Source organism: Fundidesulfovibrio sp. YSD1, from assembly GCF_055397115.1.
In genome coordinates this window covers 3,670,880-3,694,758 of record NZ_AP043666.1, presented here as the reverse complement: position 1 = coordinate 3,694,758, position 23,879 = coordinate 3,670,880, and the positions used below count along the sequence as shown (strand labels likewise).

22 protein-coding genes are annotated in these 23,879 nt (G+C 65.1%); 4 read left to right on the top strand and 18 right to left on the bottom strand.

The annotated features are described in order from the left end of the window. Positions 1-23: 23 nt before the first annotated feature. The 5 genes from ACZ5V4_RS17145 to ACZ5V4_RS17125 all read right to left on the bottom strand — a co-directional run bounded on the left by ACZ5V4_RS17145 (position 24) and on the right by ACZ5V4_RS17125 (position 5,324). Positions 24-962, bottom strand: a complete 939-nt coding sequence (locus ACZ5V4_RS17145; RefSeq protein ID WP_464316088.1) for an aminotransferase class IV — start codon at positions 960-962, stop codon at positions 24-26. Between the two features lies 1 nt (position 963). Further along, entirely contained in the window at positions 964-1,983 is a 1,020-nt protein-coding gene (locus tag ACZ5V4_RS17140) for an aspartate-semialdehyde dehydrogenase (RefSeq protein ID WP_464316087.1), read from the bottom strand. Positions 1,984-2,065: 82 nt separating this feature from the next. After that, positions 2,066-2,944 carry a methylenetetrahydrofolate reductase [NAD(P)H] gene (gene metF, locus ACZ5V4_RS17135; protein ID WP_464316086.1) on the bottom strand — a complete coding sequence of 293 codons (879 nt, stop codon included), beginning with the start codon at positions 2,942-2,944 and terminating at the stop codon, positions 2,066-2,068. A 38-nt stretch (positions 2,945-2,982) separates the two neighbouring features. Continuing rightward, the gene (locus ACZ5V4_RS17130) at positions 2,983-3,363 is read right to left on the bottom strand and encodes a (deoxy)nucleoside triphosphate pyrophosphohydrolase (RefSeq protein ID WP_464316085.1); all 381 of its coding nucleotides are present in this window, start codon (positions 3,361-3,363) and stop codon (positions 2,983-2,985) included. Continuing rightward, positions 3,360-5,324, bottom strand: coding sequence for an ABC-F family ATP-binding cassette domain-containing protein (locus tag ACZ5V4_RS17125; RefSeq protein ID WP_464316084.1), 1,965 nt, complete (start codon positions 5,322-5,324; stop codon positions 3,360-3,362). Before ACZ5V4_RS17125 ends, ACZ5V4_RS17130 begins: the two co-directional genes overlap by 4 nt. Before the next feature lie 116 nt (positions 5,325-5,440). On the opposite strand from ACZ5V4_RS17125, the gene ACZ5V4_RS17120 reads away from it, so the two are divergent. Together ACZ5V4_RS17120 and ACZ5V4_RS17115 are read left to right on the top strand one after the other, a co-directional pair. Continuing rightward, on the top strand, positions 5,441-6,661 hold the full coding sequence (locus ACZ5V4_RS17120; protein WP_464316083.1) for a DUF2325 domain-containing protein: 1,221 nt from the start codon (positions 5,441-5,443) through the stop codon (positions 6,659-6,661). 134 nt (positions 6,662-6,795) lie between these two features. Next, positions 6,796-7,494 (top strand): acid phosphatase, encoded by a 699-nt coding sequence (locus tag ACZ5V4_RS17115; RefSeq protein WP_464316082.1) that lies wholly within the window; start codon positions 6,796-6,798, stop codon positions 7,492-7,494. Positions 7,495-7,535: 41 nt separating this feature from the next. Here the strand turns inward: ACZ5V4_RS17115 and ACZ5V4_RS17110 are convergent, their stop codons facing one another. The 10 genes from ACZ5V4_RS17110 to ACZ5V4_RS17065 all read right to left on the bottom strand — a co-directional run bounded on the left by ACZ5V4_RS17110 (position 7,536) and on the right by ACZ5V4_RS17065 (position 17,919). Then, complete coding sequence (locus ACZ5V4_RS17110; RefSeq protein ID WP_464316081.1) at positions 7,536-9,047, bottom strand: HNH endonuclease signature motif containing protein; 1,512 nt, start codon at positions 9,045-9,047, stop codon at positions 7,536-7,538. A 266-nt stretch (positions 9,048-9,313) separates the two neighbouring features. Next, entirely contained in the window at positions 9,314-10,330 is a 1,017-nt protein-coding gene (gene gap / locus ACZ5V4_RS17105) for a type I glyceraldehyde-3-phosphate dehydrogenase (RefSeq protein WP_464316080.1), read from the bottom strand. Between the two features lie 10 nt (positions 10,331-10,340). Beyond that, positions 10,341-10,907, bottom strand: coding sequence for a GAF domain-containing protein (locus ACZ5V4_RS17100; RefSeq protein ID WP_464316079.1), 567 nt, complete (start codon positions 10,905-10,907; stop codon positions 10,341-10,343). 304 nt (positions 10,908-11,211) lie between these two features. Beyond that, on the bottom strand, positions 11,212-12,285 hold the full coding sequence (gene leuB / locus ACZ5V4_RS17095) for a 3-isopropylmalate dehydrogenase (RefSeq protein ID WP_464316078.1): 1,074 nt from the start codon (positions 12,283-12,285) through the stop codon (positions 11,212-11,214). Positions 12,286-12,346: 61 nt separating this feature from the next. After that, positions 12,347-12,838 (bottom strand): 3-isopropylmalate dehydratase small subunit, encoded by a 492-nt coding sequence (locus ACZ5V4_RS17090; protein WP_464316077.1) that lies wholly within the window; start codon positions 12,836-12,838, stop codon positions 12,347-12,349. 13 nt (positions 12,839-12,851) lie between these two features. Next, positions 12,852-14,111, bottom strand: a complete 1,260-nt coding sequence (leuC, locus tag ACZ5V4_RS17085; protein ID WP_464316076.1) for a 3-isopropylmalate dehydratase large subunit — start codon at positions 14,109-14,111, stop codon at positions 12,852-12,854. Then, a complete protein-coding gene (locus tag ACZ5V4_RS17080; protein ID WP_464316075.1) occupies positions 14,096-15,634 on the bottom strand; it encodes a 2-isopropylmalate synthase in 1,539 nt (512 codons plus the stop codon). Before ACZ5V4_RS17080 ends, leuC begins: the two co-directional genes overlap by 16 nt. Before the next feature lie 115 nt (positions 15,635-15,749). Next, positions 15,750-16,511, bottom strand: a complete 762-nt coding sequence (gene pssA, locus ACZ5V4_RS17075; RefSeq protein ID WP_464316074.1) for a CDP-diacylglycerol--serine O-phosphatidyltransferase — start codon at positions 16,509-16,511, stop codon at positions 15,750-15,752. Between the two features lie 106 nt (positions 16,512-16,617). Then, complete coding sequence (locus tag ACZ5V4_RS17070; protein ID WP_464316073.1) at positions 16,618-17,259, bottom strand: phosphatidylserine decarboxylase family protein; 642 nt, start codon at positions 17,257-17,259, stop codon at positions 16,618-16,620. Between the two features lie 33 nt (positions 17,260-17,292). Then, positions 17,293-17,919: an HAD family hydrolase gene (locus ACZ5V4_RS17065; protein ID WP_464316072.1), complete on the bottom strand. Its 627-nt coding sequence runs from the start codon at positions 17,917-17,919 to the stop codon at positions 17,293-17,295. A gap of 77 nt (positions 17,920-17,996) precedes the next feature. On the opposite strand from ACZ5V4_RS17065, the gene ACZ5V4_RS17060 reads away from it, so the two are divergent. Together ACZ5V4_RS17060 and ACZ5V4_RS17055 are read left to right on the top strand one after the other, a co-directional pair. Next, positions 17,997-19,172 (top strand): ATP-binding protein, encoded by a 1,176-nt coding sequence (locus ACZ5V4_RS17060; RefSeq protein ID WP_464316071.1) that lies wholly within the window; start codon positions 17,997-17,999, stop codon positions 19,170-19,172. Continuing rightward, positions 19,165-20,130 carry a YbgA family protein gene (locus ACZ5V4_RS17055; protein ID WP_464316070.1) on the top strand — a complete coding sequence of 322 codons (966 nt, stop codon included), beginning with the start codon at positions 19,165-19,167 and terminating at the stop codon, positions 20,128-20,130. The genes ACZ5V4_RS17060 and ACZ5V4_RS17055 overlap by 8 nt, the downstream gene beginning before the upstream one ends. A 21-nt stretch (positions 20,131-20,151) precedes the next feature. Here the strand turns inward: ACZ5V4_RS17055 and ACZ5V4_RS17050 are convergent, their stop codons facing one another. The 3 genes from ACZ5V4_RS17050 to ACZ5V4_RS17040 form a co-directional block, all read right to left on the bottom strand. Next, a complete protein-coding gene (locus tag ACZ5V4_RS17050) occupies positions 20,152-20,496 on the bottom strand; it encodes a DMT family transporter (RefSeq protein ID WP_464316069.1) in 345 nt (114 codons plus the stop codon). A 148-nt stretch (positions 20,497-20,644) separates the two neighbouring features. After that, positions 20,645-23,431 (bottom strand): M16 family metallopeptidase, encoded by a 2,787-nt coding sequence (locus tag ACZ5V4_RS17045; RefSeq protein ID WP_464316068.1) that lies wholly within the window; start codon positions 23,429-23,431, stop codon positions 20,645-20,647. A 191-nt stretch (positions 23,432-23,622) separates the two neighbouring features. Further along, positions 23,623-23,877, bottom strand: a complete 255-nt coding sequence (locus ACZ5V4_RS17040) for a hypothetical protein (protein WP_464316067.1) — start codon at positions 23,875-23,877, stop codon at positions 23,623-23,625. Between the last annotated feature and the right edge of the window lie 2 nt (positions 23,878-23,879).

Here is a 23,879-nt window from a genome sequence, read left to right as displayed (position 1 = left end):
CGTTTCGTCAACACGTCGCGCCCTCAGAGCGGCACGCCGTTCTCGAACTCGTCCTTTCTCAGCATTTCGAGAAGCCTGCGCCCGACAGGGCCGGGCCTGCCGTCCCCCACGGGCCGCTCGTTGTACTCCACCACCGGGATGACCTGGGCCGTGGTGCCGAGCACCAGCATCTCCTTGGCCGCGCGGATGTCTTCCTCGCTGATGGACTTGTAGCAGTGCGGTATCTCGCCCCGGGCCAGCTCCAGCACCCGGAGCATGGTGGTGCCCGAGAGGGCGTTGTCCAGCTTGGGCACGGTGACGCACCCGCTCTCGTCCACCAGGGCGATGTTCTCGGTGGCCCCTTCGGCCATGAAGCCGCGCGAGTCGAAGCACACCGGGAAGTCCTTGCCCTTGGCCACGGCTTCCTTCTTCATCAGCACGTTGGGCAGGTAGTCGATGCTCTTGATGGTGGCCAGGTAGCTCTGCTTGGCCGGGATGGAGGTGCGGAAAGCGGTCACGCCGCGCTCGTACACGCTCTCGGGCTTGGGCGAGTAGCTGTAGGCGGCCACGTAGAGGCTCGACTCCGGGCATTCGGAGGGGAAGATGCCGAACCCGCCCGGGCCGCGCCCGAGCAGGATGCGGTAGAGCCCCATTTCGGTCTCGCAGGCCCGGCCGAGCTCCAGCACGATCTCGCGCACCTCGGCCCAGGGGCACGGCGGGGCGAGGTCGATGGCCTTGCCCGAGCGCTCCATGCGCGCCAGGTGCTCGTTAAGCAGGTAGACGCGGCCGTTGACCCATTTGACGGTCTCGAACACGCCGTCGCCCCGGTGCACCAGGTGGTCGTCCCAGGGCATGAGCATGAGCGCCGGGTCCTTGCAGATCGCGCCGACCCGGTGCTCGTAGAAGGCCAGCACCTGCCCCGCCCCGGGCCTGGGGGCGGCGAGCATGCGGGCCAGGTAGTCCTTTGAGTCCAGTACCTGCACGCTACACCTTGAGCCTGTCCATCTCGATCAGGCGCTCGGCGATCTGGACGGCGTTCAAGGCCGCGCCCTTGCGGATGTTGTCGGCCACGATCCACATGTTCAGGCCCGAGTCCACGGTGTCGTCCTCACGGATGCGCCCGACGAAGACCTCGTCCTCCCCGGCGGCCATGATGGGCATGGGGTACATCTTCTCATTGGGGTTGTCGTACACCTGCACGCCCGGGGCCTGGCTCAGGATGGCGCGGGCCTCCCTGGCCGAGCAGGGCTTCTCGAACTCCAGGTTCACCGACTCGGAGTGGCCGTAGAACACGGGCACGCGCACGGTGGTGGCGGTCACCTTGATGGAGTCGTCGCCCATGATCTTGGCGGTCTCCTTGATCATCTTGATTTCTTCGAAGGTGTAGTCGCCAAGCGAGAACACGTCGATCTGCGGCAGGCAGTTGAACGCGATCTGGTGCGGGTAGACCTTCACCTCGGGGTCGATGCCGTTGAACATCTGGCGCACCTGGGTCTCGAGCTCGGTGATGGCCTTCTGGCCCGTGCCGGAGACGGCCTGGTAGGTGGAGACGACCACGCGCTTGATGGTCCAGGCGTCGTGCAGGGGCTTCAAGGCAACGACCATCTGGATGGTGGAGCAGTTGGGGTTGGCGATGATGCCGGTGTGCCACTCCAGGTCGTGGGAGTTCACCTCGGGCACCACCAGGGGCACCTTGGGGTCCATGCGCCAGGCGCTGGAGTTGTCCACCACCACGCAGCCGCTCTTCACGGCGTGGGGCGCGAACTGCTTGGAGGTGGAGCCGCCTGCGGAAAAAAGGGCCAGGTTGACGCCCTTGAAGCTCTCGGGGGTCATCTCGCGCACGGTCAGTTCGCCGTCCTTGAAGGGCACGGTGGTCCCGGCCGAGCGGGAGGAAGCGAGGGCGATCACTTCGCTGGCGGGGAAATCGCGCTGCTCGAGGGTCTTGAGCATTTCCCGGCCGACTGCGCCGGTGGCTCCGGCGACGGCGACGACGAGCTTGGACATGGCAGGCTCCTTGGTATTGACGGGCCGCGCCGCCTTCCTGCCGGCGGCTCGCGCCTCCTGGCTGACGGAGGCTTCGGCCCGTTTATTGGTCGAGATTCAGTCCCTTCACGATATCCAGGCAGGCCTGGGCCTTGTTGAGCGTGTAGAGGTGCACGCCGGGCGCGCCGCGCTCAAGAAGGTCCCTGCACTGCTCGCGGGCGTATTCCACGCCCAGCTCCCGAACGGCGTCGGCCCCGCCCTGGTCGTTGGCGGCTTCCAGGCGGGCGAGGTACTCCGCCGGGAGGGTGGCCCCGCAAAGCGAGAGGATGCGCTTGACCGAGGCCAGGTTCAGTATCGGCAGCACCCCGGGTACGATGGGCACGCCGACGCCCCGGGCGCGGCACCTCTCCACGAAACGGAAATAGTGGTCGTTGTCGAAAAAGAGCTGCGTGATCGCGAAGCAGCCGCCGTTTTTCACCTTGAGGCCCAGGTAGTCGATGTCCTCGTCCAGGCTCGCGGCCTGGGGGTGCTTCTCGGGGTAGCCAGCCACGCCGATGCACATGTCAGGGTAGGCGTCGCGGATGAACGCGGCCAGGTCCGAGGCGTGCTGGAAGGCGGCGTTCTCGGGCTTGAAGTCGGCCTGGCCGTGGGGCGGGTCCCCGCGCAGGGCGAGCACGTTGTCCACCCCGGCCTCGGCCAGCGAATCGAGGAACGAGCGCAGCGAATCCTCGGAGGCGCCCACGCAGGTCAGGTGGGCCATGGGGTTCTGGCCCAAATCGCGCGAGAAGCGCGTGACCAGTTCCAGGGTGTTGGCCTGGGTGGAGCCGCCCGCGCCGTAGGTCACGGACACGAACAGCGGGTCCAGGATGGAGAGCTTGCCCGCCTCGTAGAAGAAGGCGGGCCAGGCGTCCTTCTCCTTGGGGGGGAAGAACTCGAGGGATATGAACTTCTTGCCCTTGTTGAGCAAAGTGTCGATGCGCAAGGAAGGCTCCGTCGCGGAAGTTGGTGTGCGGCCGGGCGCTACAGCGCCCGAAGGTCCTCGACGATGTCCCTGTCGGCCTCGAGAAACGGCAGGTCCACGGCTTCGTCCGGGATCAGCCAGCGAAGCCCCTGGCCTTCGAGCGGACGGGGGACACCTTTGAAATCACGGATATGGAAAAAAAACAAGCGGACAGTGCAGGAGGGGTACTCGTGAATTTTTTCCCGCCAGAAATCCACCTCAAGCACCCGGATATCCAGCTCTTCCTCAAGCTCGCGCACAAGCGCGGCGGCCGGGTCCTCTCCGGGCTCCACCTTGCCGCCCGGAAACTCCCACAAGCCCGCGTGGGCCTTGCCCTCGGGCCGCCTGACGCCCAGGTAGCGGCCATCCTTCCAGAGTATGCCCGCCACCACGTCGATCACAGGGCCTCCCTGCGCGTCTCCAGGGCGGCCATGCGCTCCTCCAGGTCGGCAAGCTCGAGCACCAGGGTGTCGCCCTGCTCCTTGAGGACGTGGTACTCCTTGGAGAGCTCCGAGAATCTGGCCGCGTCGGCGTAGGTGGCCGGGTCGGCCATGACCTGCTCCACGTCGTGCTGGCGGTTGAGGGCCTGCTCGAGCTCCGTTTCGAGCTTCGCGTAGCGGTCCTTCAGGGGCTTGAGCTCGCGGGAGATGGCGTTTCGCTCCTCGGCCTGGCGGCGCTTCTCGGCCTGGCGGCTCTCGCGCGTCTCGGCCTTGACCTTGGGCTGCGCGGAAAGCTCGCAGGCCGCCTTGGCCTGCTCCTTCAAGTGGCGCTCGTAGGCCTCGTAGCCGCCCAGGAACTCCGAGAGCCCGTCCGGCCCGACGGTCCAGACAACCTCGGCCGCCTCGGAGAGGAGATACCGGTCGTGGGCCACGAAGAGGATGGTGCCCTCGTAGTCGGTGAGCGCGTTCACCAGGGCCTCGCGCGTCTCCAGGTCCAGGTGGTTGGTGGGTTCGTCCAGCACCAGGAAGTTGGCCCGGGCCAGAAAGAGGCTCGCCAGCACCAGGCGGGACTTCTCGCCCCCGGAGAGCTCGCGCACGAAGCGCTCGAAGTAGCTCTCGCCGAGCAGGAAGAGCCCAAGCACCGAGCAGAGCTCCTCGGTGGAGGCCCGGGGGTCGGAGAGCCTGCGGATCTCGCCCATGACCGTCTCGTTGGGCCGCAATATCTCGGTCTGGTGCTGGCTGAAGTAGCCCATGCGCACGGACGAGCCCATCTTGATGGAGCCGCCCGTGGGCCTTAACTCCCCGGTGACGCACTTGAGGAGCGTGGTCTTGCCCGCGCCGTTGGGCCCGGCCAGAGCCACCTTCTGCCCCCGGTAGAGGTTGAAGGAGAGCTTGGGCCACAGGGACTTTCCGCCCGGGAAGGCGAACTCCAGGTCCGCGGCGGAGAGCACGTTGCGGTCGGAGCGCACGGGCTCGGGCAGGCGGAAATCGAGCGTGCGCCGGGCGCGTTCGATGCCCGAAGCCACGCCCGCGAGCTCCTTCTGGAGCCGGTCCACGGCCTTCAATTTGCTCTGGGCCTGCCTGGCCTTGGTGGCCTTGGCCCCGAAACGGCTCACGAAGGCCATCTGGCGGCCTATGGCGCCGGAGAGCTGGGAGACCTTGTCCTGGATCTGCTGCTGGGCCTGGGCGCGCCAGGCCAGGAAGTCGCTGAACGAGCCCTGGCGGTGGGCGGGCTTGTCACCGCCCAGAAAGAGCACGTGCGTGCCCACGCGGTCCAAAAATATCCGGTCGTGGGCCACGAACACCAGCACGCCCGGGAAGCAGAGCAGGTATTCCTCCAGCCACTCCACGGCCTCGATGTCCAGGTGGTTGGTGGGCTCGTCCAAAAGCAGCACGTCGGCCCCGGCCACCAGCACGCGCGCGAGCTTGGCCCGCTCCCGCCAGCCGCCGGAGAGGAGCTTCACCGGGTTGGGCCAGGCGTCGCCGTTAAAGCCCAGGCCCGACAAGATGCCCTTGGCCCGGTGCTCCGGGTTGTAGCCCAGGGAATGCTCGAGCTCGGCCTGCCTGGCCGAGAGAGCGGCCATGGCGGCCTGGTCGCCGGAGAGGCTCGCGTGCTCCCACTCGCGCCAGAACTCGCGCCAGGATGGCAGCGCGCTCATGACCCAGGCCAGGAGCGGCTCCTCAAGGTCGGAGGCGGCCAGCTCCTGGGCCACGTAGCCCAGGCGCGCGCCGGACGGAAGGATCACCCTGCCCGCGTCGGGCTCGGCCTCGCCCGCCAGGAGCTTGAGGAACGTGGACTTGCCGCAGCCGTTGGGGCCGACCACGGCAAGGCGCGTGCCCGCCACGGCCTCCAGGCTGAAGTTCGCCAGCAGGTCGCGCCCGCCGAGCGACTTGGAAAGATTCTGTATGGTTATCTTGGACATGGCTGAAACGCGCGGACTATGCGCCCGCTGCGGGGAGTTGTCAATTTTGGCTTTCCTTATTGACATTGAAAATCATTTTCAATAGACGGTGCTCAACGCCACCCGAGGAGGCACACATGACGGTCCCCGCGCGCCGCAAACTGTGGGAACACGAGGACTACCAATGCCCGATCCTGGGCACCTGCCTGAGCATGATGGAGCTAAGGAAGCTCTCGCGCAAGCTGGGCGTGACCGTGAAGCCCAACGCCACCGACTACGAACTGCACGCGTTCTTCGTGCGCGAATGCCGCCAGGAGACCCCGGTCTCCTCCTACATAAACAAGTACCTGGACAAGAAATTCCGCAAGGACGTGCGCCTTTTCGCCAAAGCGGGCGAGCCCACGGCCCTCGAGGCTCTGTGGAAGCACTGCGTGAAGTCCGGCGACATCCCGGGGCCGTTCTGGGCCGTGATGACCCACCCGGGGGCCGGCAACGAGCTTCTCAACAAGGCCTTCGGGGAGATCCACATGCTCTCGCACCTGATGGGCGCGGCCAACCGGGCGGACTTGAAACGCATCGTCAAGCTGGAACAGCGTCTGGACGACATGAGCCAGGCCCTACACCGCGTGCAGCAGGCCAGGAGAACGCAGAAGATGGAGTGGGCGGTCCGCGTCAAGGAGCTCGAGGACAAGCTGGAGGACGAACGCCTGGAGCGGCTCAAGCTCGCCAGGCGGGTGCGTGAATCCGCCCTGCCCCGCACCGGCGACGCCCAGGCCGACGTGGCCGCGCTGCGCGCCCAGGTGGAAGCCGCGCGCGACGAGTCGCGCCGCCAGGCCGCGCTCATCGAGGGACTCTACCGCGAGAACGCCCTGTTGCGCGAGCGCCTGGAGGACACCTCCGCCGACCTGGAGCGCGCCGAGGTAGAGCTCGTGCGCTCCATGCCCTGCGCCGAGGGCGGCGGCTGCCGCCCGGGCGGCCAGACCTGCGCGGGCGAGGACTGCCGCGACGGCCACTGCCACAGCCTCTCCGCCCTGCCCTGCCAGGAGATTTCCGGCAAGAACGTGCTCTACGTGGGCGGCCGCTGCAACCTGGTGCGCCACTACCGCGAGATGGTGGAGCGCGCGGGCTGCACCTTCCACCACCACGACGGCGGGGTGGAAAACTCGCCCTCCGAGCTCTACGGCAAGCTCTCCACGGCCGACGTGGTGATCTGCCCCATGGACTGCGTGAGCCACGAGGCCTGCCAGGTGGTGAAGAAAGCCTGCAAGAACTGCATGAAACCTTTCCTGATGCTCAAAAGCTCAGGTCTCTCCGCGCTGGCCCGTTCCCTGGACCAGCTGGCCTCGCGCGCCAATTGACGCGAGGACCGTCCAGTCCAGTCCCACCCCCTTGACGACACCGCCCGGGCCGGCGAATAGCCCGGGCGGCGTCCCCCTCTTCCGGGCCTCCCGGGAATGATGCGCGCGGGAAACAAATACTGTATGCTCGCCCCATGAAAAGCCGCATCGTCGTCCTGTCGCTGTCGTGCCTGCTGCTGGCGGGCCTGGCCCTGGCGGGCCGGGGCCACTACATCGAACCCGGCCAGGCCGACCTGACGCGCGTGCTCGCCCCCGCTCCGGCGGACGATTCCGCCACCACCAAGGCCGACCTGGCGGAGCTTCTGAAGCTCCAGGCCGCGCGCACCCCGGCCCAGGAGGAGGCGGCAAAGGCCGACGTGAAGAGGACGGTGACACGCTTCGCCGACGTGCTCGGCCCGGGCTTCAAGAAGGACGCCCTGCCCGTGACCGAGGCCTTCTTCAAGCGCCTGTCCAGGGACGCGAGCTTGGCCGTGGCCCAGGTGAAGAACCGCTGGAGCCGCCCCAGGCCCTTCACCGTCTCAGACGAGATAAAGCCCTGCCTGCCGAGGCCCGCGAGCCCTTCCTACCCCAGCGGGCACAGCACCTGGGGCCACCTGGCGGCCATCGTGCTGGCCGGCATGGTGCCGGAAAAGGCGGCAGAGCTGTACGCGCGCGGGGACGAATTCGCCAGGCAGCGCCTGATCGGCGGGGTTCACTACCCCAGCGACGTGGAGGCCGGGAAGATCGCGGCTGCGGTGATCGCCTCGGCGCTTTTTTCCAGCGAGGAGTTCAGGAAGGATTATGAGCTGTCGCGCGCGGAAGTGCGGAAGGTTTTGGGGTTGCCTCCAGAATGATCGATGCCATGCAGACAATCAATCATCCGAGCAATCAAGGCCTACATCGGGGCTCCCATAAGAAACCCAGTCGTCAGGCCTTTGCTCCGGAACCATTCTTTGAGCGAGCTTTTGCTTCCGGCTAAAACCGTATCAATCTCGTTTCCTTTTGGGGACTTCCACCCCTGCCACCCAATGAGACGTTCAAGTATTTCCTTTATCTTTGACATTTCCGCTTCAGACATATCCCTATAAAACGGTTTACGCTTATCGTCGCTATCATGTATATCAAGCTTTGCGCACACAGCGTCTTTAAAAATCTCACTCCAGGCCATTATTGATTTCGAGGAAAACAACCGCTCCAATTTAAGCTGTTCATCAGAATTTGGCCCAGCCTTTGCGTCCCATGAGTGCAAAGACATATCATATATTTGGTTCATAAGAGTCGTAACATTCTTGAACTCCGCCTCTCTTTTATAGCTTCCAGAGAGCATATCGTCAGAAACTGGATCAGTAAACAAGAAGCAAGCAAAAATCGACTTTGACAAAGAATCTACTGTTATCGGCTGTTCTTTTGAACTTCTATTGCTGATTGATATCAGATTTTTCATCTTGTTTTCGTCGTCTTCTAAAATTGAATTATACAAGTAACTTCTAAACCTCCTATTTCTCTCTCCTCTTGTGAGTGAAGGGTCTTTTTGCTCAAGAAATGAAAGAAATCCAAATTCACTTTTTACATGAATATCTTCACGATTTTTGTACTCCTCGAAATCTTGACCAAATTGATTTCCGAGTTTCAAAATCATAATCGACGAAAAGAATCTTGTTTGAGCAAACTTGTCGTGTGCAGAAATATTAGCCTGGTTCAATATCCTGACGTCAGGATCGACATATATCTTACACTCAAAAGACTTTGCCCCTCCCCACAGAAGGGACGCAGCCTTATGCTGTCCATCAAAAAGAAGTATCTTGTCGTTGAATATACGGCCGACCGAGGGTTGAAGCACAGGGTAAACCTGGAAATGCCGGTACATCTCAAAAACCTTATCAAAAATTAAATATCGCGGCTGAAGGCCAATATGATCCCCCTCATCATCATCGCTGTTCAATATACTGACAGGAAGACTGGCAAAGAAATACTTCCACCCTGTCCTCGGGCACTCTTGAAGAGGAAAAGCTCCACGAAACGAATGATTTTCAAGTGATATTGAATCATCCTGACACGTGACATGGACAGAACCTCCGTACGAAACAATATCATCTTCACTTTTGAGGTGCTCAAGCAAGTCCTTCAGCGTCAATCGATCACCTTTGTTAAAAAACTTATCAAGGCGAAGCCTTATTCTGTAATCCTCAAGCTGCAGAACACCTTTTGACTTATTGTGGAACTCACACATCGGAGCAATGTTGTCGAGTTCTGACTGCCCCCCCAAAGCATACGCCCTGACATGATCAAAGTGCACTTTCTCAGTATCAGGTATTTTGTGCCCATCCGCAAAGCAGCATCTCCCATGCCTGGCAAGTATGATTCGCTTCTCTTCATCATTCAATTGACGCTTAAGGGTAATAGCCACCATTCCTCCAACAACGACCATGTTTGACGTGCAAACAATCGACTATCAAGGTTTTATAAAGCGTCGACTCACAATTAACAAATAAAAAACGCACAACTCTGCATCGACATAGCACAGAAACCGCGACATTCAACATGGCACCAAGCCTCGAAACATGATTTGCCACAATAATACATGGAGAGCAATATGAAAAAGGCGGCATGCTTGCGCATGCCGCCCCTTTCTTTCAATCCTCGTTTACCGTCGCGCGCCCAACAGCGCCTCTCTTACAATCCCTTCCCAGCGATGAAGCTGATCAAATCGCCCACGCGGCAGGAGTAGCCCCACTCGTTGTCGTACCAGGCCACGATCTTGGCCAACACGCCGTCCTGCACCGAGGTGAACTCCGCCTCCACCACGCCCGAGCGCGGGTCGCCCTTGAAGTCGGACGAGACCAGCGGCTCCTCGCTGTAGCCCATCACGCCCTTGAGCGGCCCTTCGGCCGCGGCCTTCAGGGTCTCGCGCATGGTCTTGGTGTCCGTGGGCTTCTCCAGGATGGCCGCGAAGTCCACCACCGACACCGCCGGGGTGGGCACGCGCAGCGAATACCCCGTGAAGCGGCCCTTGAGCTCCGGGATCACCAGGGCCACGGCCTTGGCCGCGCCCGTGGAGGTGGGGATGATGTTGCAGGCCGCAGCGCGCGCCCGGCGCAGGTCCTTGTGCGGCAGGTCCAGGATGCGCTGGTCGTTGGTGTAGGAGTGCACGGTGCACATCACGCCCGAGACGATGCCGAAGGCCTCGTGGACCACCTTGGCCACGGGGGCCAGGCAGTTGGTGGTGCAGGAGGCGTTGGAGATGATCCTGTGCGCGGCCGGGTCGTAGTTGCCCTCGTTGACGCCCATGACGATGGTGATGTCTTCGTCCTTGGCGGGCGCGGAGATGATCACCTTCTTGGCCCCGGACTCGACGTGCATGGCCGCCTGCTCGCCCGTGCGGAAGATGCCCGTGGACTCCACGACGATGTCCACCCCGGCGTCGGCCCAGAGGATGTTGCGCGGGTCGCGCTCCTTGGAGCAGCGCACGTGCCAGTCGCCCACGGCCATGTCGTCGCCGTCGGTGCGGATGTCCACCTGGAAGCGCCCGTAGTTGGTGTCGTAGCCCAGCAGGTGGGCGTTGGTGTGCGTGTCGAAGAGGTCGTTGACGGCCACCACCTCGGCCACGTCGTGGTGCTGCTCGTAGAGGGCCTTGAGAACCTGGCGGCCGATGCGGCCGAAACCGTTGATGCCAACCTTGACCTTGCTCATGGCGACCTCGCTAGTCCTCGAAGGTTTGGTACTGGAAGGCCGTCAGAAGCTCGTAGTCGGACTTGAGCGCCTGGTGCAGCCGCGCGTTCTCGATGGCGATGGCCGAGAGGTTGGCCATGATGGAGAGGAACTCCACCTCGGAGTCGCAGAACTCGCGCTCCTCGCCGGAATAGACGCGCATCACGCCGATGACCTTCTTGTCCACGAGCGTGAGCGGCACCACCAGCACGGACTTGATGCCCTCGGCCTTGGCCGCTTCCTGGTACTGGAAGCGCGGGTCCGTGGCGGCGTCCTTCACCTGCACCGTTGCCCCGGTCAGGGCCTGGGCGTCGAGCCTGCTTTTGAGCACCTCGACCTTGCCCTTGCGCAAATAGCCCTTGGACAGGCCGTAGGAGGCCCCGGGCAGCAGGTTCGCGCCCGTGCGGTCCAGGAGCCTGAGCGAGCAGGCCTTGACCTCCATGGCCTTGGCGGTCTGCTCGGCGATCCTGCCCAAGAGGTCCACGGGTTCGAGGCTCGAGTTGATCACCTTGATGGCCTCGTAGAGCGTCCTGTAATAATTCCTCTCGCAATCGTGCATGCCAGCTTCTCCTTGGTGTGTTCGCGCCCGGAGCCCCGCCCCACCCCGCCATCGGGTTTCCGGATCGCCCGGTTCATTCACGATTCATCGATGCAATACCCAACCATGCCGGTGGCGATCGCCATGCGCGGAGAGCACTTCCGGGTGATCGAGCATGTCATGCCACATACCCGAGATGTTCGCCGGGAGTCCAGGAAATGATGGCTAATGCGGGGGCTGGCCGGGAAAAGTCACGAAAGGAGAGCCGGGAGGCAAAAAAAGAGGGCCTCGCGGCCCTCTTCAAGCAGCAGGCGGGAGGCGGGTATTAGAGGCGCTCGGCCACCAGGTCGCCCATCTTCACGCAGCCCACCAGGGTCTTGCCGGGCTCCATGATGTCGCCGGTGCGGAAGCCCTCCTTGAGGATCGAGGAGACGGCGTTCTCGATGGCGTCGGCCTCGGCGGCCATGGCGAACTGGTAGCGCAGCATCATGGCCACGGAGAGGACGGTGGCCAGGGGGTTGGCCTTGTCCTGCCCGGCGATGTCCGGGGCGGAGCCGTGGATGGGCTCGTACAGGCCCGGGCCGGAAGCGCCGAGCGAGGCCGAGGGCAGCATGCCGATGGAGCCGGTGATCACGGCTGCCTCGTCGGAGAGGATGTCGCCGAAGAGGTTCTCGGTGACGATGGTGTCGAACTGCCCGGGGTTGCGCACCAGCTGCATGGCCGCGTTGTCCACGTACATGTGGGAGAGCTCCACGTCGGGGTAGTCCTTGGAGACCTCGATCACCACCTCGCGCCAGAGCTGGGACACGTCCAGCACGTTGGCCTTGTCCACGGAGCAGAGCTTGCCGCCGCGCTTGCGCGCGGTCTCGAAGCCCACCTTGGCGATGCGGCGGACCTCGGACTCGGAGTAGATCATGTTGTTGTAGGCAACGCGCTCGCCGTCGCGCACTTCCTGGCCCTTGGGGGTGCCGAAGTAGGCCCCGCCCGTGAGCTCGCGGATGACCATCACGTCCAAACCCTGGCCGATGATGTCCGGGCGCAGGCAGCAGGCGGCCTTGAGCTCGTCGAAGAGCTTGGCCGGGCGCAGGTTGGCGAAGAGGCCCAGCTCCTTGCGGATGCCAAGCAGGCCGCGCTCGGGGCGGATGGATTTTTCGATGGTGTCCCACTTGGGGCCGCCCACCGCGCCCAGGAGCACCGCGTCGGCGGCCTTGCAGGCGTCGATGGTCTTCTGCGGCAAGGGGGTGTTCTGGGCGTCGATGGCCGCGCCGCCGATGAGCTCGTAGCTGACGTTGAAGGTGTGGCCGAACTTCTCGCCGATCTTGGCGAGGGTCTTCTCGGCCTGGGCCATGATCTCGGGCCCGATGCCGTCTCCGGGCAGGATGACGATATTTTTGATCATCGCCGGTTGGTCTCCTTGTGATAATGAACGGGCCGCCCCGAAGGGCGGCCCGGATGCGGATCTAGGCGTTCAGGCGGTCTTTCACGTAGTTGACCAGCCCGCCCTTGTCCAGGATGCCCTGCATGAAGGGCGGCACGGGCGCGGTCTTGATGGTCTGGCCGGTGGTGAGGTTGTTGATCACACCCGCCTCGGCGTCCACCTCGATCTCGTCGCCGTCGTTGATCTTGGCCACTTCGTCGCCGACTTCCAGGAGGATGAGCCCCATGTTGAAGCCGTTGCGGTAGAAGATGCGGGCGAAGCTGTGGGCCACCACGACCGGGATGCCAGCGCCGATGATGGCCAGGGGGGCGTGCTCGCGCGAGGAGCCGCAGCCGAAGTTCTCGCCGCCGACCATGATGTCGCCCTTGGTCACCCGCTTGACCCAGCCGGACTCCAGGCCTTCCATGCAGTTCTGTCCCAGCAGGGCGGTGTCCGTGGTCACCAGGAAGCGGGCCGGGATGATGGCGTCCGTGTCGATGTGGGCGCCGACCTTGTGCGCTTTACCTTTGTACATGGCTGAAATCCCCTTACAGCTTGCCGGGATGGCTGATCTCGCCAGCCACCGCCGAAGCGGCGGCCACCGCCGGGTTGGAGAGGTACACTTCCGACTCCAGCGAGCCCATGCGGCCCTTGAAGTTGCGGTTGGTGGTGGCGATGGAGCGCTCGCCAGCGGCCAGGATGCCCATGTGCCCGCCCAGGCACGGCCCGCAGGTCGGGGGACCGACCACGCAGCCGGAGTCCATGAAGGTCTCCAGGAGCCCTTCCTTCAGGGCCTGCTTCCAGATGGAGGGCGTGGCGGGCAGCACGATGCAGCGCACGTGCTTGGCCACCTTGCGGCCCTTGAGCACGGCGGCGGCTTCGCGCATGTCCTCTATGCGGCCGTTGGTGCAGGAGCCGATCACGGACTGGTCGATGCGGATGCCCGCGCAGTCCTCAACGGGCTTGACGTTGTCGGGCAGGTGCGGGCAGGCCACGCGCGGGGTGAGCGCGGCGCAGTCGATGACCACCTCGCGCTCGTAGTGCGCGCCCTCGTCGGCGTGCATCTCCTTGTCGCCCGTGCGCCCGGCGGCCTTGGCGTAGGCCAGGGCCTTCGCGTCGGCCGGGAACAGGCCCACCTTGCCGCCCGCCTCGATGGCCATGTTGGACATGGACAGGCGCTGCTCGATGGAGAGCATCTCCACCACGGGGCCGCCGAACTCCAGGGCCTTGTAGAGCGCCCCGGAGACGCCGATGCGCCCGATGAGCTCAAGGATCAGGTCCTTGCCCACCACCCACTGGGGCAGCTTGCCTTCCAGGAGCACGCGGATGGTCGGGGGCACCTTGAACCACGTCTCGCCAAGGACCATGGCCCCGGCGATGTCCGTGGAGCCCATGCCCGTGGCGAACGCGCCCAGGCCGCCGTAGGTGCAGGTGTGCGAGTCCGCGCCAACCACCACGTCGCCCGGGCCCACGAGGCCGAGCTCCGGCAACAGGGCGTGCTCCACGCCGCAGTCGCCGCCCTCGTAGTAGTGGGTGACGTTCATGGCCTTGGCGAACTCGCGCACCACCTTGACCTGCTCGGCGGAGTCGATGTCCTTGTTGGGGGTGAAGTGGTCGCAGACAAGGGCGATCTTGTCCTTGTCGAAGACCTTCTCCGCGCCCATCTTCTTGAAGCTCTTGATGGCGAGCGGCGCGGTGATGTCGTTGGCCAGCACGAGGTCCACCCGGCAGCGGACGATCTGGCCGTCCTGGGTGATGGACTCCTCGGTGCGGCCCTGCAGGATCTTCTGGGCTAAAGTCTGGCGCATTCCCTCTCTTCCTCCTTTTTGGCCAACCTGTTGAGAGCGTTCACGTAGGCCTTGGCGCTGGCGACGATGACGTCCGCGTCCGAACCACGGCCCACCGACTTGTGTCCGCCCTCCTCCAGGCGCACGGTCACTTCGGCCTGGGCGTCCGTACCGCCCGTGACGGCGTTGACCGCGTACTGCTTGAGCAGCGGGCTTCTGCCCGTGAGTTGGCTGATTGTGTTGAACACGGCGTCGATGGGGCCGACGCCGAACCCCGAGAGCTTCTTCTCCTCGCCCGCGATGCCCATGACGATGGCGGCCACGGGCTCCACGCCCATGTTGCCCGAAAGAACCGAAAGCTTCTTCAGGCGGAACCTGTCGGGCAGGCGGTATATCTCTTCGAGGACCAGGGCTTCCACGTCCTCGGAATAGATGTGCTTCTTCTTGTCGGCCAGGTTCTTCACGGCCTCGGTCATCTGGGTGACCTGCTCCTCGGTGAGCGAGAAGCCCAGGTCCTCCAGGCGGGCCTTGACCGCGTTTCGCCCCGAATGCTTGCCGAGCACCATCTCGTTGCCGGCGCGGCCCACGGACTGGGGCGTCATGATCTCGTAGGTTTCGGCGCACTTGAGCACCCCGGCCTGGTGGATTCCGGACTCGTGGGCGAAGGCGTTGCCGCCGATGATGGGCTTGTAGGGCGGGATGGGCTGGCCGATGATCATGGAGAGCAGGCGCGAGGACGGATAGATCTGCTCGCTTTTGATGCCCGTCTCCAGGTTGTAGTAGCAAGCGCGGGTCTTGAGGGCCATGACCACCTCCTCCAGGGAGGCGTTCCCGGCGCGCTCGCCGATGCCGCAGAGCGTCACCTCGGCCTGCCTGGCCCCGGCGTGCAGCGCGGCCAGGGTGTTGGCCGCGGCCAGGCCCAGGTCGTTGTGGCAGTGCACGCTGAACACGGCCTTGGAGGCGCTGGGCACCGTTGTCAGCAGGAAGCGGATGAGTTCGAAAAACTCCTGCGGCTGGGCGTAGCCCACGGTGTCGGGAATGTTGATGGTGGTGGCCCCGCAGGAGATGGCCCTCTCCACGGCCGTGGCCAAGAAGTCCCGCTCGGAGCGCGAGGCGTCCTCGCAGGAGAACTCCACGTTGCCCGGGGTGAGCGAGGCGGCCAGAGTCACGGCCTTCTCGATCATCTCCAGCACCTGGTGCGGCTCCTTGCCGAGCTTGTGCTTCATGTGCAGGGGCGAGGTGGCCAGGAAGGTGTGGATGCGCGGGTTGCGCGCGCCCTTGATGGCGTCATGGCAGCGGCGGATGTCGGACTCCAGCGCCCGGCAGAGCCCCGCCACCTGGACCTCGCGCACGGTTTCGGCGATGGCCTTCACTGCCTGGAAGTCGCCCTCGCTGGCGGCCGGAAAACCCGCCTCGATCACGTCCACGCCGAGCCGCTCCAGCTGCTGGGCGAGGCGAATCTTCTCCTCCTGGTTCATGGTCGCGCCGGGAGACTGCTCGCCGTCGCGCAGGGTGGTGTCGAAAAACACGACACGCTCTGGCATGGTGTTCCTCCGCTTGGGATGAAACTTCAGATGAGGTCCGTGGCCGGAAGCGATTAGTTAGCGCATCTCGCTTCCGGTTGACAATTGCCTAAATCGCAAAAAAGAGGGGGTAAGGTTATGATGAGAGCTCTTCGGAAGGCTCTCGTAGCGAGGCGCGGCGGGGCAGGATAACGTAGGTGTAGACCACGCCGGAGATGATGTATCCGGCGAAGATGATGAATCCCAGCAGCTTGGGCTGGGAAGCCACCAGCACGAAAAGCAGGATGGCCGTGACCATCATGGAGAAGGGATGGGCCTTGATGAGCCCGTATTCCTTGAAGGAGGCGTAGCGCACCCGGCTGACCATCAGGAAGGACAGGACGTAGACCAGCCCCAGGCAGACCTTGGGCATGTAGGACTGCGCGCCCGAGGGCAGGTACTGGGCGAAGAGGTAGAACGTGGCCACCGTGCAGGCCTGGGCCGGGATGGGCAAGCCCAGGAAGAACTTCTTGTTGGTGGTCTTGGTCAGCACGTTGAAGCGCGCCAGGCGCAAGGCCCCGCAGGCCACCAGCAGGAACGAGGCCATGAGCCCCAGGTGCCCGAACTGGGCCAGCTCCCACTGGTAGACCATGATGGCCGGCGTGACGCCGAAGGCCACGAGGTCGCACAGGGAGTCGAACTGCACGCCGAAGTCGGAGCTGGTGTTGGTCAGCCGCGCGACCTTGCCGTCCAGGCCGTCAAACACGCAACTGACCAGGATGGCAATGGAAGTGAGCTCGAACTGGCCGGAGATGGCCCAAAGGATGCCCATGAAACCGGAGAAGAGGCTCGCGGTCGTGAGCAGGTTGGGCAGGATGTATACGCCCCTGGCGGGCGGCTTGCGTTCTGGTTGGTCCATGACTGTATTGGGCCGCTCAAGCGACCCGGTGCAAGACAAATTAGACTATTTCCGGTGAAGGTCAAGCGGCATTCGCCGCAGGGCCGCCGCGCGGCGGCCGCGGCCGTTAGGCCTTCTTCGCGATGACCGTCTGCCCGGCGGCGGTGCGCTGGCCCACGGCCACCACGGGGGCGTACCCGGCGGGCAGGTACACGTCCACGCGCGAGCCGAACTTGATCATGCCGTAACGCTGCCCGCGCTCCAGGTGGTCGCCCATCTGGGCCCAGGGGATGATGCGCCTGGCCACGAGCCCGGCGATCTGCACCATGGTCCAGCCCGCGCCGTCCTCGTCGGTGACCTGCACGGCCAGGCGCTCGTTGTGCTCCGAGGCCTTGTCGAAGCTGGCGTTGATGAACTTGCCTTCCCAGTAGCGCATGGCGCTCACCCGGCCGGCCACGCAGGCGCGGTTCACGTGCACGTTGAACACGTTCATGAAGATGCACACCACCGCGCGCTCCTCGCCGGAGACGGGGTCCACGGCGCTGTCCACCTTGATGACCCGGCCGTCGGCCGGAGCCACGGCGAGCCCGGGGTCGGCGGGCACGAAGCGCTCCGGGTCGCGGAAGAAGTTGAGGAGCAGGGCCAGCGTCACCAGGCCCAGCACGGCGGGGACGGCCCAGCCCAAGAGCGAGAAGACCAGGGTGGCGCTGCCAGCCAGGATGATGGAAGGCCAGCCTTCGGGAGTGAGCGAGATGGAGGGCTTGCGCATGTTCTTTGGATTTCCTTTGTGTTTGGCCCGGGACTAGCCGTCCAGGGCGGCGGGGCAGACCAGCGCCAGGTCGCGCTCGAAGGCCTCGCGGCCGGTGTAGTGGATGGCGTGCATGCCGAGCGCCCGCGCTCTTTCCACATTGCCGGGGTTGTCGTCAACGAAAAGCGCGCGCCCCGGGGCGCACCCCAGGTCCTTGAGGGCCATGAGGAAGAACTCTGGCTCGAGCTTGGTGGCCCCGTGGTCGTAGCTGTTGTAGACCTTGTCGAAATGCTTGAAGAACCCCTGCTCCGCGTCCAGCCTGGCCAGCCAGTCGGTCTGGTCGGAGAGGATGGCCGTTGCGACTCCCATGGCCCGGAACCGTTCGGCCAGCTCGCGCATGAAGGGCCGCACCGCGAAGAGCCGGAAGATCTCCGCGCGCCAGGCGTTCTCGTCGCCCTCGACCCCGGTGCGCTCCTTGAAGAGCTTCCAAAACGCGGCCTCGTCCGCCTTGCCGGTGACGTAGCCGCTGTCCCACACGGCCGCGAGGCCCGCCTGCCAGACCTCGTGCTCGTCGCGCCCGGCGCCGCGCGCCAGGGCCTTGAGCCCGGCCGCGAAGCCCTCCTCGGCCACGACCCCGCCGAAATCCAGGATCAGCGCGTCCAACGGGCAGTCTTTTCTCATGAAATATTCCACAATGGGCTGAAATGAAGTAAGGAAGGCTCAGTAACGCCTTCCACCAGCCAATGCAAGGAGACCCCATGGCCCTTCTCAAGCTCCCGCAGGACAGGCTCAGGCAGTTCAAGGATCTGCTCGGCCTAACCGCCGCCCACGACACCTCGCTGGCCAAGTGGGCTCCGGTCTTCCTGCCCCGCGCCCCCGAGCTGGCCAACCGCATAGAGGATTTCGTCCGCTCCCGCCCGCAGCTGCGCATCATCCTGGAGAACCAGCCCCCGGGGAAGCTCAACGCCAACTGGCGGGCCTGGCACACGCTTCTTTTCACGGCCGGGGCCGGGGACGACTTCATGAACCACGTCTGGCGCAGCGGCCAGGCCCACGTGGTCCACAACGTGGACCACCGCCACGTGAGCCTGGCCTACAACCTGGCCAGGAACTTCCTGCACGAGGCCGCCATCACCGGCCTGCCCGTGACCGAGCAGCCCCAGGCCATCATCGCCCTGGACAAGGCCGTGGACTTCTCCCTCCTGGTGGAGACCGACGCCTACGTCACCTTCGCCACCCAGTGCGAGCTGGAAGTGATCCAGGGCATCTCGCACCAGGTGCGAAACCCCGTGTCCGTGATCGGCGGGGCCGCACGCAGGCTCCTGCGCACGCACCAGGACGACGACACCGTGCGCGAGGCCGCCGAGGTGATCTTCTCCGAGGCCGTGCGCCTGGAGCGCATGGCCAAGAACGTGAACGCCTACATGGACATCACCCAGCAGCAGGCCACGTTCAACCGCGCGGAGCTCGCGCCCGTGGTCCTGAAGGCAGTGGAGAAGATCCAGGCCGCAAGCCCGGTGCCCGCCTCGGCCTTCAGGATGTTCGTCTCGCCCGAGGCCTCGATGCTCTCGGGCGACCCCATGGAGTTGTGCATCCTGTTCTCCTGCCTGCTGGAGAACGCCTTCCAGTACGCCGACCAGAACTCGCCCAACATCAGCCTGACCTCGGTGCCGAGCCCCACCAAGGACGGTTTCGCCATGATCACCATCATCAACAACGGCACGCGCTTCAACCAGGAGCAGATGGGCGAGGCCTTCAGCCCCTTCCACTCCTCCCAGCCCACGGCCACGGGCTTCGGCCTGCCCATGGCCCGCGTGATCGCCAGCAAGTACTTCGGCAACATCACCCTGGCCCCGCTGGAAGGCATGGGCACGCGCTGCGTGGTCACGCTGCCGCTCCACGAGGAAGGCGCGCAGGGGGCCTCCCGTGGATGAGCCATTGAAGATCGGTGTGAGCGCCTGCCTGCTCGGCCAGCCCGTGCGCTACGACGGCGGGCATAAGCACGACCGCTGGATCACCGGCGAGCTCGGCCCGCACGTGGAATTCGTGCCGGTCTGCCCGGAGATGGAAGCGGGTTTCGGCGTGCCGCGAGAGGCCATGCGCCTGGTGGGCGACCCTGCTTCGCCCAGGCTCGTCACGATAAGCTCCGGCCAGGACAAGACCGAAGCCATGCTCGAGTGGGCGGCCCGGCGCGTGGAGGAGCTGGCAAGCGAAGACCTCTGCGGGTTCATCTTCAAGAGCAAGTCGCCCTCCTCGGGCATGGAGCGCGTGAAGGTCTATCCGGAAAAAGGCGGCATGCCCGCGCAAAAGGGCGTGGGCCTCTTCGCCAAAGCCTTCATGGAGCGCTTCCCGCAGCTGCCCGTGGAGGAGGAAGGCAGGCTCTGCGACGCGAGGCTGCGCGAGAACTTCATCGAGCGCATCTTCGTGCTCAGGGACTGGCGCGAAGTCTCCCGGGCCCTGCAGGGCCCCGGGCGCGAATACGCGAGGCTCGTGGATTTCCACTCGCGCCGCAAGCTCCAGCTGATGGCCCACTCGCCCTCCCTGGCCAAGGAGATGGGGCGCCTCGTGGCCGAAGGCGCGCGAGCGGACCGCGCCGTGCTGGCCGCCGGGTACGAAAGGATGCTCCTGGAGGCCATGGGCAAGATCGCCACCGTGGCCCGCAACGTGAACGTGCTCCAGCACATGGCCGGGTACTTCCGCAAGCTCGCCAGCGCCGACGAGCGACTGGAGCTGGCCGAGGCCATCGCGGCCTACCGCGCCGGGCTCACGCCGCTCATTGTGCCCGTGACGCTGGTGGCCCACCACGTGCGCAGGCACAAGGTGGCCTACCTGGCGGACCAGACGTACCTCAGGCCGCACCCGTTGGAGCTCAAGCTGAGAAACTATTACTGAAGCGCCGGACGCGCGCCGGGCTCAATGCCCCGACACGCTTGAGAAGAGGTTGATCACGGCCACGCCGCCAACGATCATGGCGATGCCCGCCATGGCCGCGAAGTCGAGCTTCTGCTGGAACACCACGAGCCCGATCAGGGCGGTGAGCACCACGCCCACCCCGGACCAGATCGCGTAGGCGATGCCCACCGGGATCACCTTGAGCGACTGCGACAAGAAGTAGAGCGCGCTCAGGAAGGCGGCGACCATGGCCAGAGTGGGGACGGCCTTGGTGAACTGCTCGCTCTTGGCCAGGCACGTGGTGCCTATCACCTCGCTGACGATGGCCACGACGAGAAAGCCGTAGGCGGTCGAAGACGGACTCATGGCGTGAAACCTCCCGGAATTGCTCCGGGAAAGATACCGCAACCCCCGCTTATTTCAAGGCGAAGCGAAACGGCCGCGCCCGCAAGCTCAAGAAAAACGGCCGGAAGCGCACGCTTCCGGCCGTTTTCAGTCGGGATCGCGAGCCCTCCTAGGGCTCGATCTTGAGCAGGTAGGCCTTGGCCGGGTCCAGGTACTTCCTCGCGGCTTCGAGCACCGCGGCGTCCGGCAGCGCCTCCACCTTGGCCACGATTTCGCGCTCGAAGTCCAGGGGGTAGCCCATGGCCAGGTCCTGCGAGGCCTCCTGGCTGCGGCTGCCCAGGCTCTGGCGCTCCTGGTAGTAGTCGCCCGCGATGGAGTTCTTGGCCCGCGAGATGCGGCCCTCGTCCAGGCCCGTGGCGGCCAGTTCGGCGGCCACGCGCGCGAATCCCTCCATGGCCTGGGCCTCCTTGTCGGGCGTGGTGCCGATGTAGAAGGCCAGGAAGCCCGTGTTGGGCGACTGCCAGAGGAAGGCCGTCACGGAGTACCCCAGGCCGTGCTTGTCGCGCAGGTCCTGGAAGAGGAGCCCCCCCTGCCCGGCCAGGGCCGTGCGCAGCACCTCCAGGGCGGGGGTGTCCGGGCTGGTTTTCCCGGCCACGGGGAAGATCCAGAACAGGTGCGTCTGGTTGCGCTCGGGCAGCTTGATGGACATCTCGCGCTTGGCCGACCAGGCCGGCTCGGCGAACGCGGGGGCCTGGCCCTCGGGGGAGACGGCCAGGGAGCGCGCCAGTTTCAATATCTCATCGCGGTCGAACACGCCGCACACGGCCATGACCCAGGGCATGGAGCGCTGCTTGCGCCAGAACCCGGCGGCCTCTTCGGGCGTGAAGCCCTGCACGGTCTCGGGCAGCCCGGCCCGGAAATAGCCGTAGTGCCCCTCGGGGAAGAGGAACGGGAAGAGGTGACGGAAGGCCAGGCTGGTGGGCCTGTCGTTGGCTTCGGCGATCTGGGCCAGTTGGAGCTTCTTGGCCCGCGAGACCTCCGAGGCGTCGAAGGCCGGGTCCAGGACCACCTCGGCGAAGAGCCCGGTCATGTCCTTGGCGAAGCGCGAGGGATAGCGCGCGCTCACGGTGAAGGTGTCGCGCCCGGTGGAGGCGGACAGCGAGGCGGCCCGGTCCTCCAGGAAGTCCTGCATGTCCAGGGGGCCGCGCTTGGCCGTGGAGCGCGTGAGCGCCTTGCCCGAAAGCTCGGCCAGGCCCTGGTCGGCGCTCTCCAGCAGGGCGTCGCCGCCCCGGTAGGTCAGGGTGAGCGAGGCGTAGGGCATGGTGGGGTCGGGCAGCAGGACGACCTTGCGCCCTCCCCCCAGGTCCACCACTTCCGGGGCCTGGGCCTTGCCTGCGCGCTGGGCCTGTTCCACGGGCCTGGGCTTGGCGGGCCATTTCTTTGAAAGCTCGGCCAGCATGGCCTGCGCTTTCGCGTCCGCCCCGGCCTGGTCCTGCCCGGGCAGGAGCACCGACAGGCTCGCGTTGCGCGGGTCGAGGTAGTCCTCGATCAACCCTGCGAGCTGGGCCTTGTCCACGCTGCGGGTGGCGTAGACCGTGTTGGCCTCGCCCTCGGGGCCGAAGCCGAAGAACTGGTAGTAGGCCAGCTTGCTGGCCTGGCCGCGCAGGGTTTCGCGCGCGCGGTAGAGCGAATCCTCGATGTTGAGCTTGGAGCGGTCCAACTCCTCGGCGGAGAAGGCCTCGGCCTTGAGCCCGGCCAGCTCCTCCACCAGGGCGGTCCAGAAGGCTTCGGCCTTGGCCGGGTCCAGGGTGGCCTCCACGCTCAGCATGCCGCCGCGCTCCAGGGTGATGGCCGAGACGTCCACGCTGTCGGCGAGCTGCGTCTCGTAGACGAACTTGCGGTAGAACTTGGAGGTCTTTCCGCCGCCCAGCATCTCGGAGAGCACCGTCAGGGGCACGTCCTTGGCCGAGTGCATGCCCGGGATGGCGAAGTTGAGGCGCAGGTAGCACTTGTTCCAGCTGCCCGAGGCGGCCTCGAAGGTGGGGCCGGTGACCACGGGCGAATTGTCCGGGGCGTCGGGCGGGACCACTGTCCTGTCGTTGGCCAGCGAACCGAACACGGCCTGGGCCTCGGCGAAGACCTCCCGGGCGTCCACGTCGCCCACCACCACCAGGAGCATGGACTGCGGCTGGTAGAGGCGCTTGACGTAGGCGCGCAGGTCGTCCGGAGTCACGGAGTTCACGGATTCGCGCGTGCCGATGATCGGGTGCTCGTAGGGCTGGCCGCTCCAGGTCTGGCGCTGGCTCATCTGGAAGAGGCGTTGCCCCGGCTCGTCCTGGCCGCGCTCGAGCTCGGAGATGACGACCTTTTTCTCCTGCTCCAGTTCGGCGGCGTCGAACTTGGCCCCGAAGATCATGTCCTGGAGCACGTACAGGCCAAGCTTCCAGTGCTCGCTCGGCAGGTCGGCCATGTACTGGGTGTAGTCGAAGCTGGTGGAGGCGTTGGTGTCGCCGCCCGCGCCCTCGATGGCGCTGGCCACGCCGCCCTTGAGGCGCTTGGCCGTGCTGTTGAAGACCATGTGCTCGAGCAGGTGGCTGATGCCCCCCTGGCCCTTGGCCTCGTAGGCCGAGCCGGCCCGGACGTAGAGGCGCTCGGCCACCAGGGGGAAGCGCTTGTCCTCGAGCACGAGCACGGTGAGCCCGTTCTCGAGCCTGGCCAGGAGCCTGCCGTCCGTCATGGGCACGTCCGCGCCCGAAGCGGCGGGCTTCGAGGCGGGCGCGGCGGGAGCCTCGGGGGCCTTCCTGGCCGCCGGGGCTTCGGGCGCGGGCTCCTGCTTCGCGGCCGGGGCCGGGACGGCCTGGGGCGCGGCCGGGGCGCGCCGCATGTGGTCGTTGTAGAGGTAGCCGGCGACTATCACCGCCGCCACGAGAAGGTAACCAAAGAGTCTGCGGGTCATTGCGTGCCGTCCTGGCTTATGGATTGCAAACGCCGGCCGCCGGGCGAGGCGGGGCCGAACGGTTCATATCCCAGAGGCGATGGCCCGGCCAGGGCCGACAGCATGAAAAAACGTCCATGTTTCCGCCGGGGAGCGCGTACCCTCCCCCGCTCCCGGCGGCGCGAGGCCCCGGAGCCCGGGACGCAAGGCGCTCACATTCCGGGCATGCAGCCGCAACAACCCGCGCCCATTGCGTTTTCAAGACCAATGTCATAGGAATTGTAAAATGACATACTTGAAGAAGTACCACGCGCCAAGCGCATCAAGTTGACGACATGTTCAGACAGCGGCCGTCCACCCCCACAACGATCAACCTCGTCCTTATCGTCGTCACGACGGCTGTCCTCGTCTCGTTCGGCTTCATCGATTTCATCCATCGCAGAGACAAGTATTACCTCGATCTCCACGA

What these genes read in the sequence shown, in the direction of transcription:
- ACZ5V4_RS17050 (WP_464316069.1), bottom strand. Translation starts at nt 20,496, where the DNA reads ATGAGTCCGTCTTCGACCGCCTACGGCTTTCTCGTCGTGGCCATCGTC.
- gap (WP_464316080.1), bottom strand. Translation starts at nt 10,330, where the DNA reads ATGAGCAAGGTCAAGGTTGGCATCAACGGTTTCGGCCGCATCGGCCGC.
- ACZ5V4_RS17090 (WP_464316077.1), bottom strand. Translation starts at nt 12,838, where the DNA reads ATGTACAAAGGTAAAGCGCACAAGGTCGGCGCCCACATCGACACGGAC.
- ACZ5V4_RS17080 (WP_464316075.1), bottom strand. Translation starts at nt 15,634, where the DNA reads ATGCCAGAGCGTGTCGTGTTTTTCGACACCACCCTGCGCGACGGCGAG.
- ACZ5V4_RS17125 (WP_464316084.1), bottom strand. Translation starts at nt 5,324, where the DNA reads ATGTCCAAGATAACCATACAGAATCTTTCCAAGTCGCTCGGCGGGCGC.
- ACZ5V4_RS17070 (WP_464316073.1), bottom strand. Translation starts at nt 17,259, where the DNA reads ATGCGCAAGCCCTCCATCTCGCTCACTCCCGAAGGCTGGCCTTCCATC.
- ACZ5V4_RS17065 (WP_464316072.1), bottom strand. Translation starts at nt 17,919, where the DNA reads ATGAGAAAAGACTGCCCGTTGGACGCGCTGATCCTGGATTTCGGCGGG.
- pssA (WP_464316074.1), bottom strand. Translation starts at nt 16,511, where the DNA reads ATGGACCAACCAGAACGCAAGCCGCCCGCCAGGGGCGTATACATCCTG.
- ACZ5V4_RS17140 (WP_464316087.1), bottom strand. Translation starts at nt 1,983, where the DNA reads ATGTCCAAGCTCGTCGTCGCCGTCGCCGGAGCCACCGGCGCAGTCGGC.
- leuB (WP_464316078.1), bottom strand. Translation starts at nt 12,285, where the DNA reads ATGATCAAAAATATCGTCATCCTGCCCGGAGACGGCATCGGGCCCGAG.
- ACZ5V4_RS17060 (WP_464316071.1), top strand. Translation starts at nt 17,997, where the DNA reads ATGGCCCTTCTCAAGCTCCCGCAGGACAGGCTCAGGCAGTTCAAGGAT.
- ACZ5V4_RS17115 (WP_464316082.1), top strand. Translation starts at nt 6,796, where the DNA reads ATGAAAAGCCGCATCGTCGTCCTGTCGCTGTCGTGCCTGCTGCTGGCG.
- ACZ5V4_RS17120 (WP_464316083.1), top strand. Translation starts at nt 5,441, where the DNA reads ATGACGGTCCCCGCGCGCCGCAAACTGTGGGAACACGAGGACTACCAA.
- ACZ5V4_RS17100 (WP_464316079.1), bottom strand. Translation starts at nt 10,907, where the DNA reads ATGCACGATTGCGAGAGGAATTATTACAGGACGCTCTACGAGGCCATC.
- leuC (WP_464316076.1), bottom strand. Translation starts at nt 14,111, where the DNA reads ATGCGCCAGACTTTAGCCCAGAAGATCCTGCAGGGCCGCACCGAGGAG.
- ACZ5V4_RS17045 (WP_464316068.1), bottom strand. Translation starts at nt 23,431, where the DNA reads ATGACCCGCAGACTCTTTGGTTACCTTCTCGTGGCGGCGGTGATAGTC.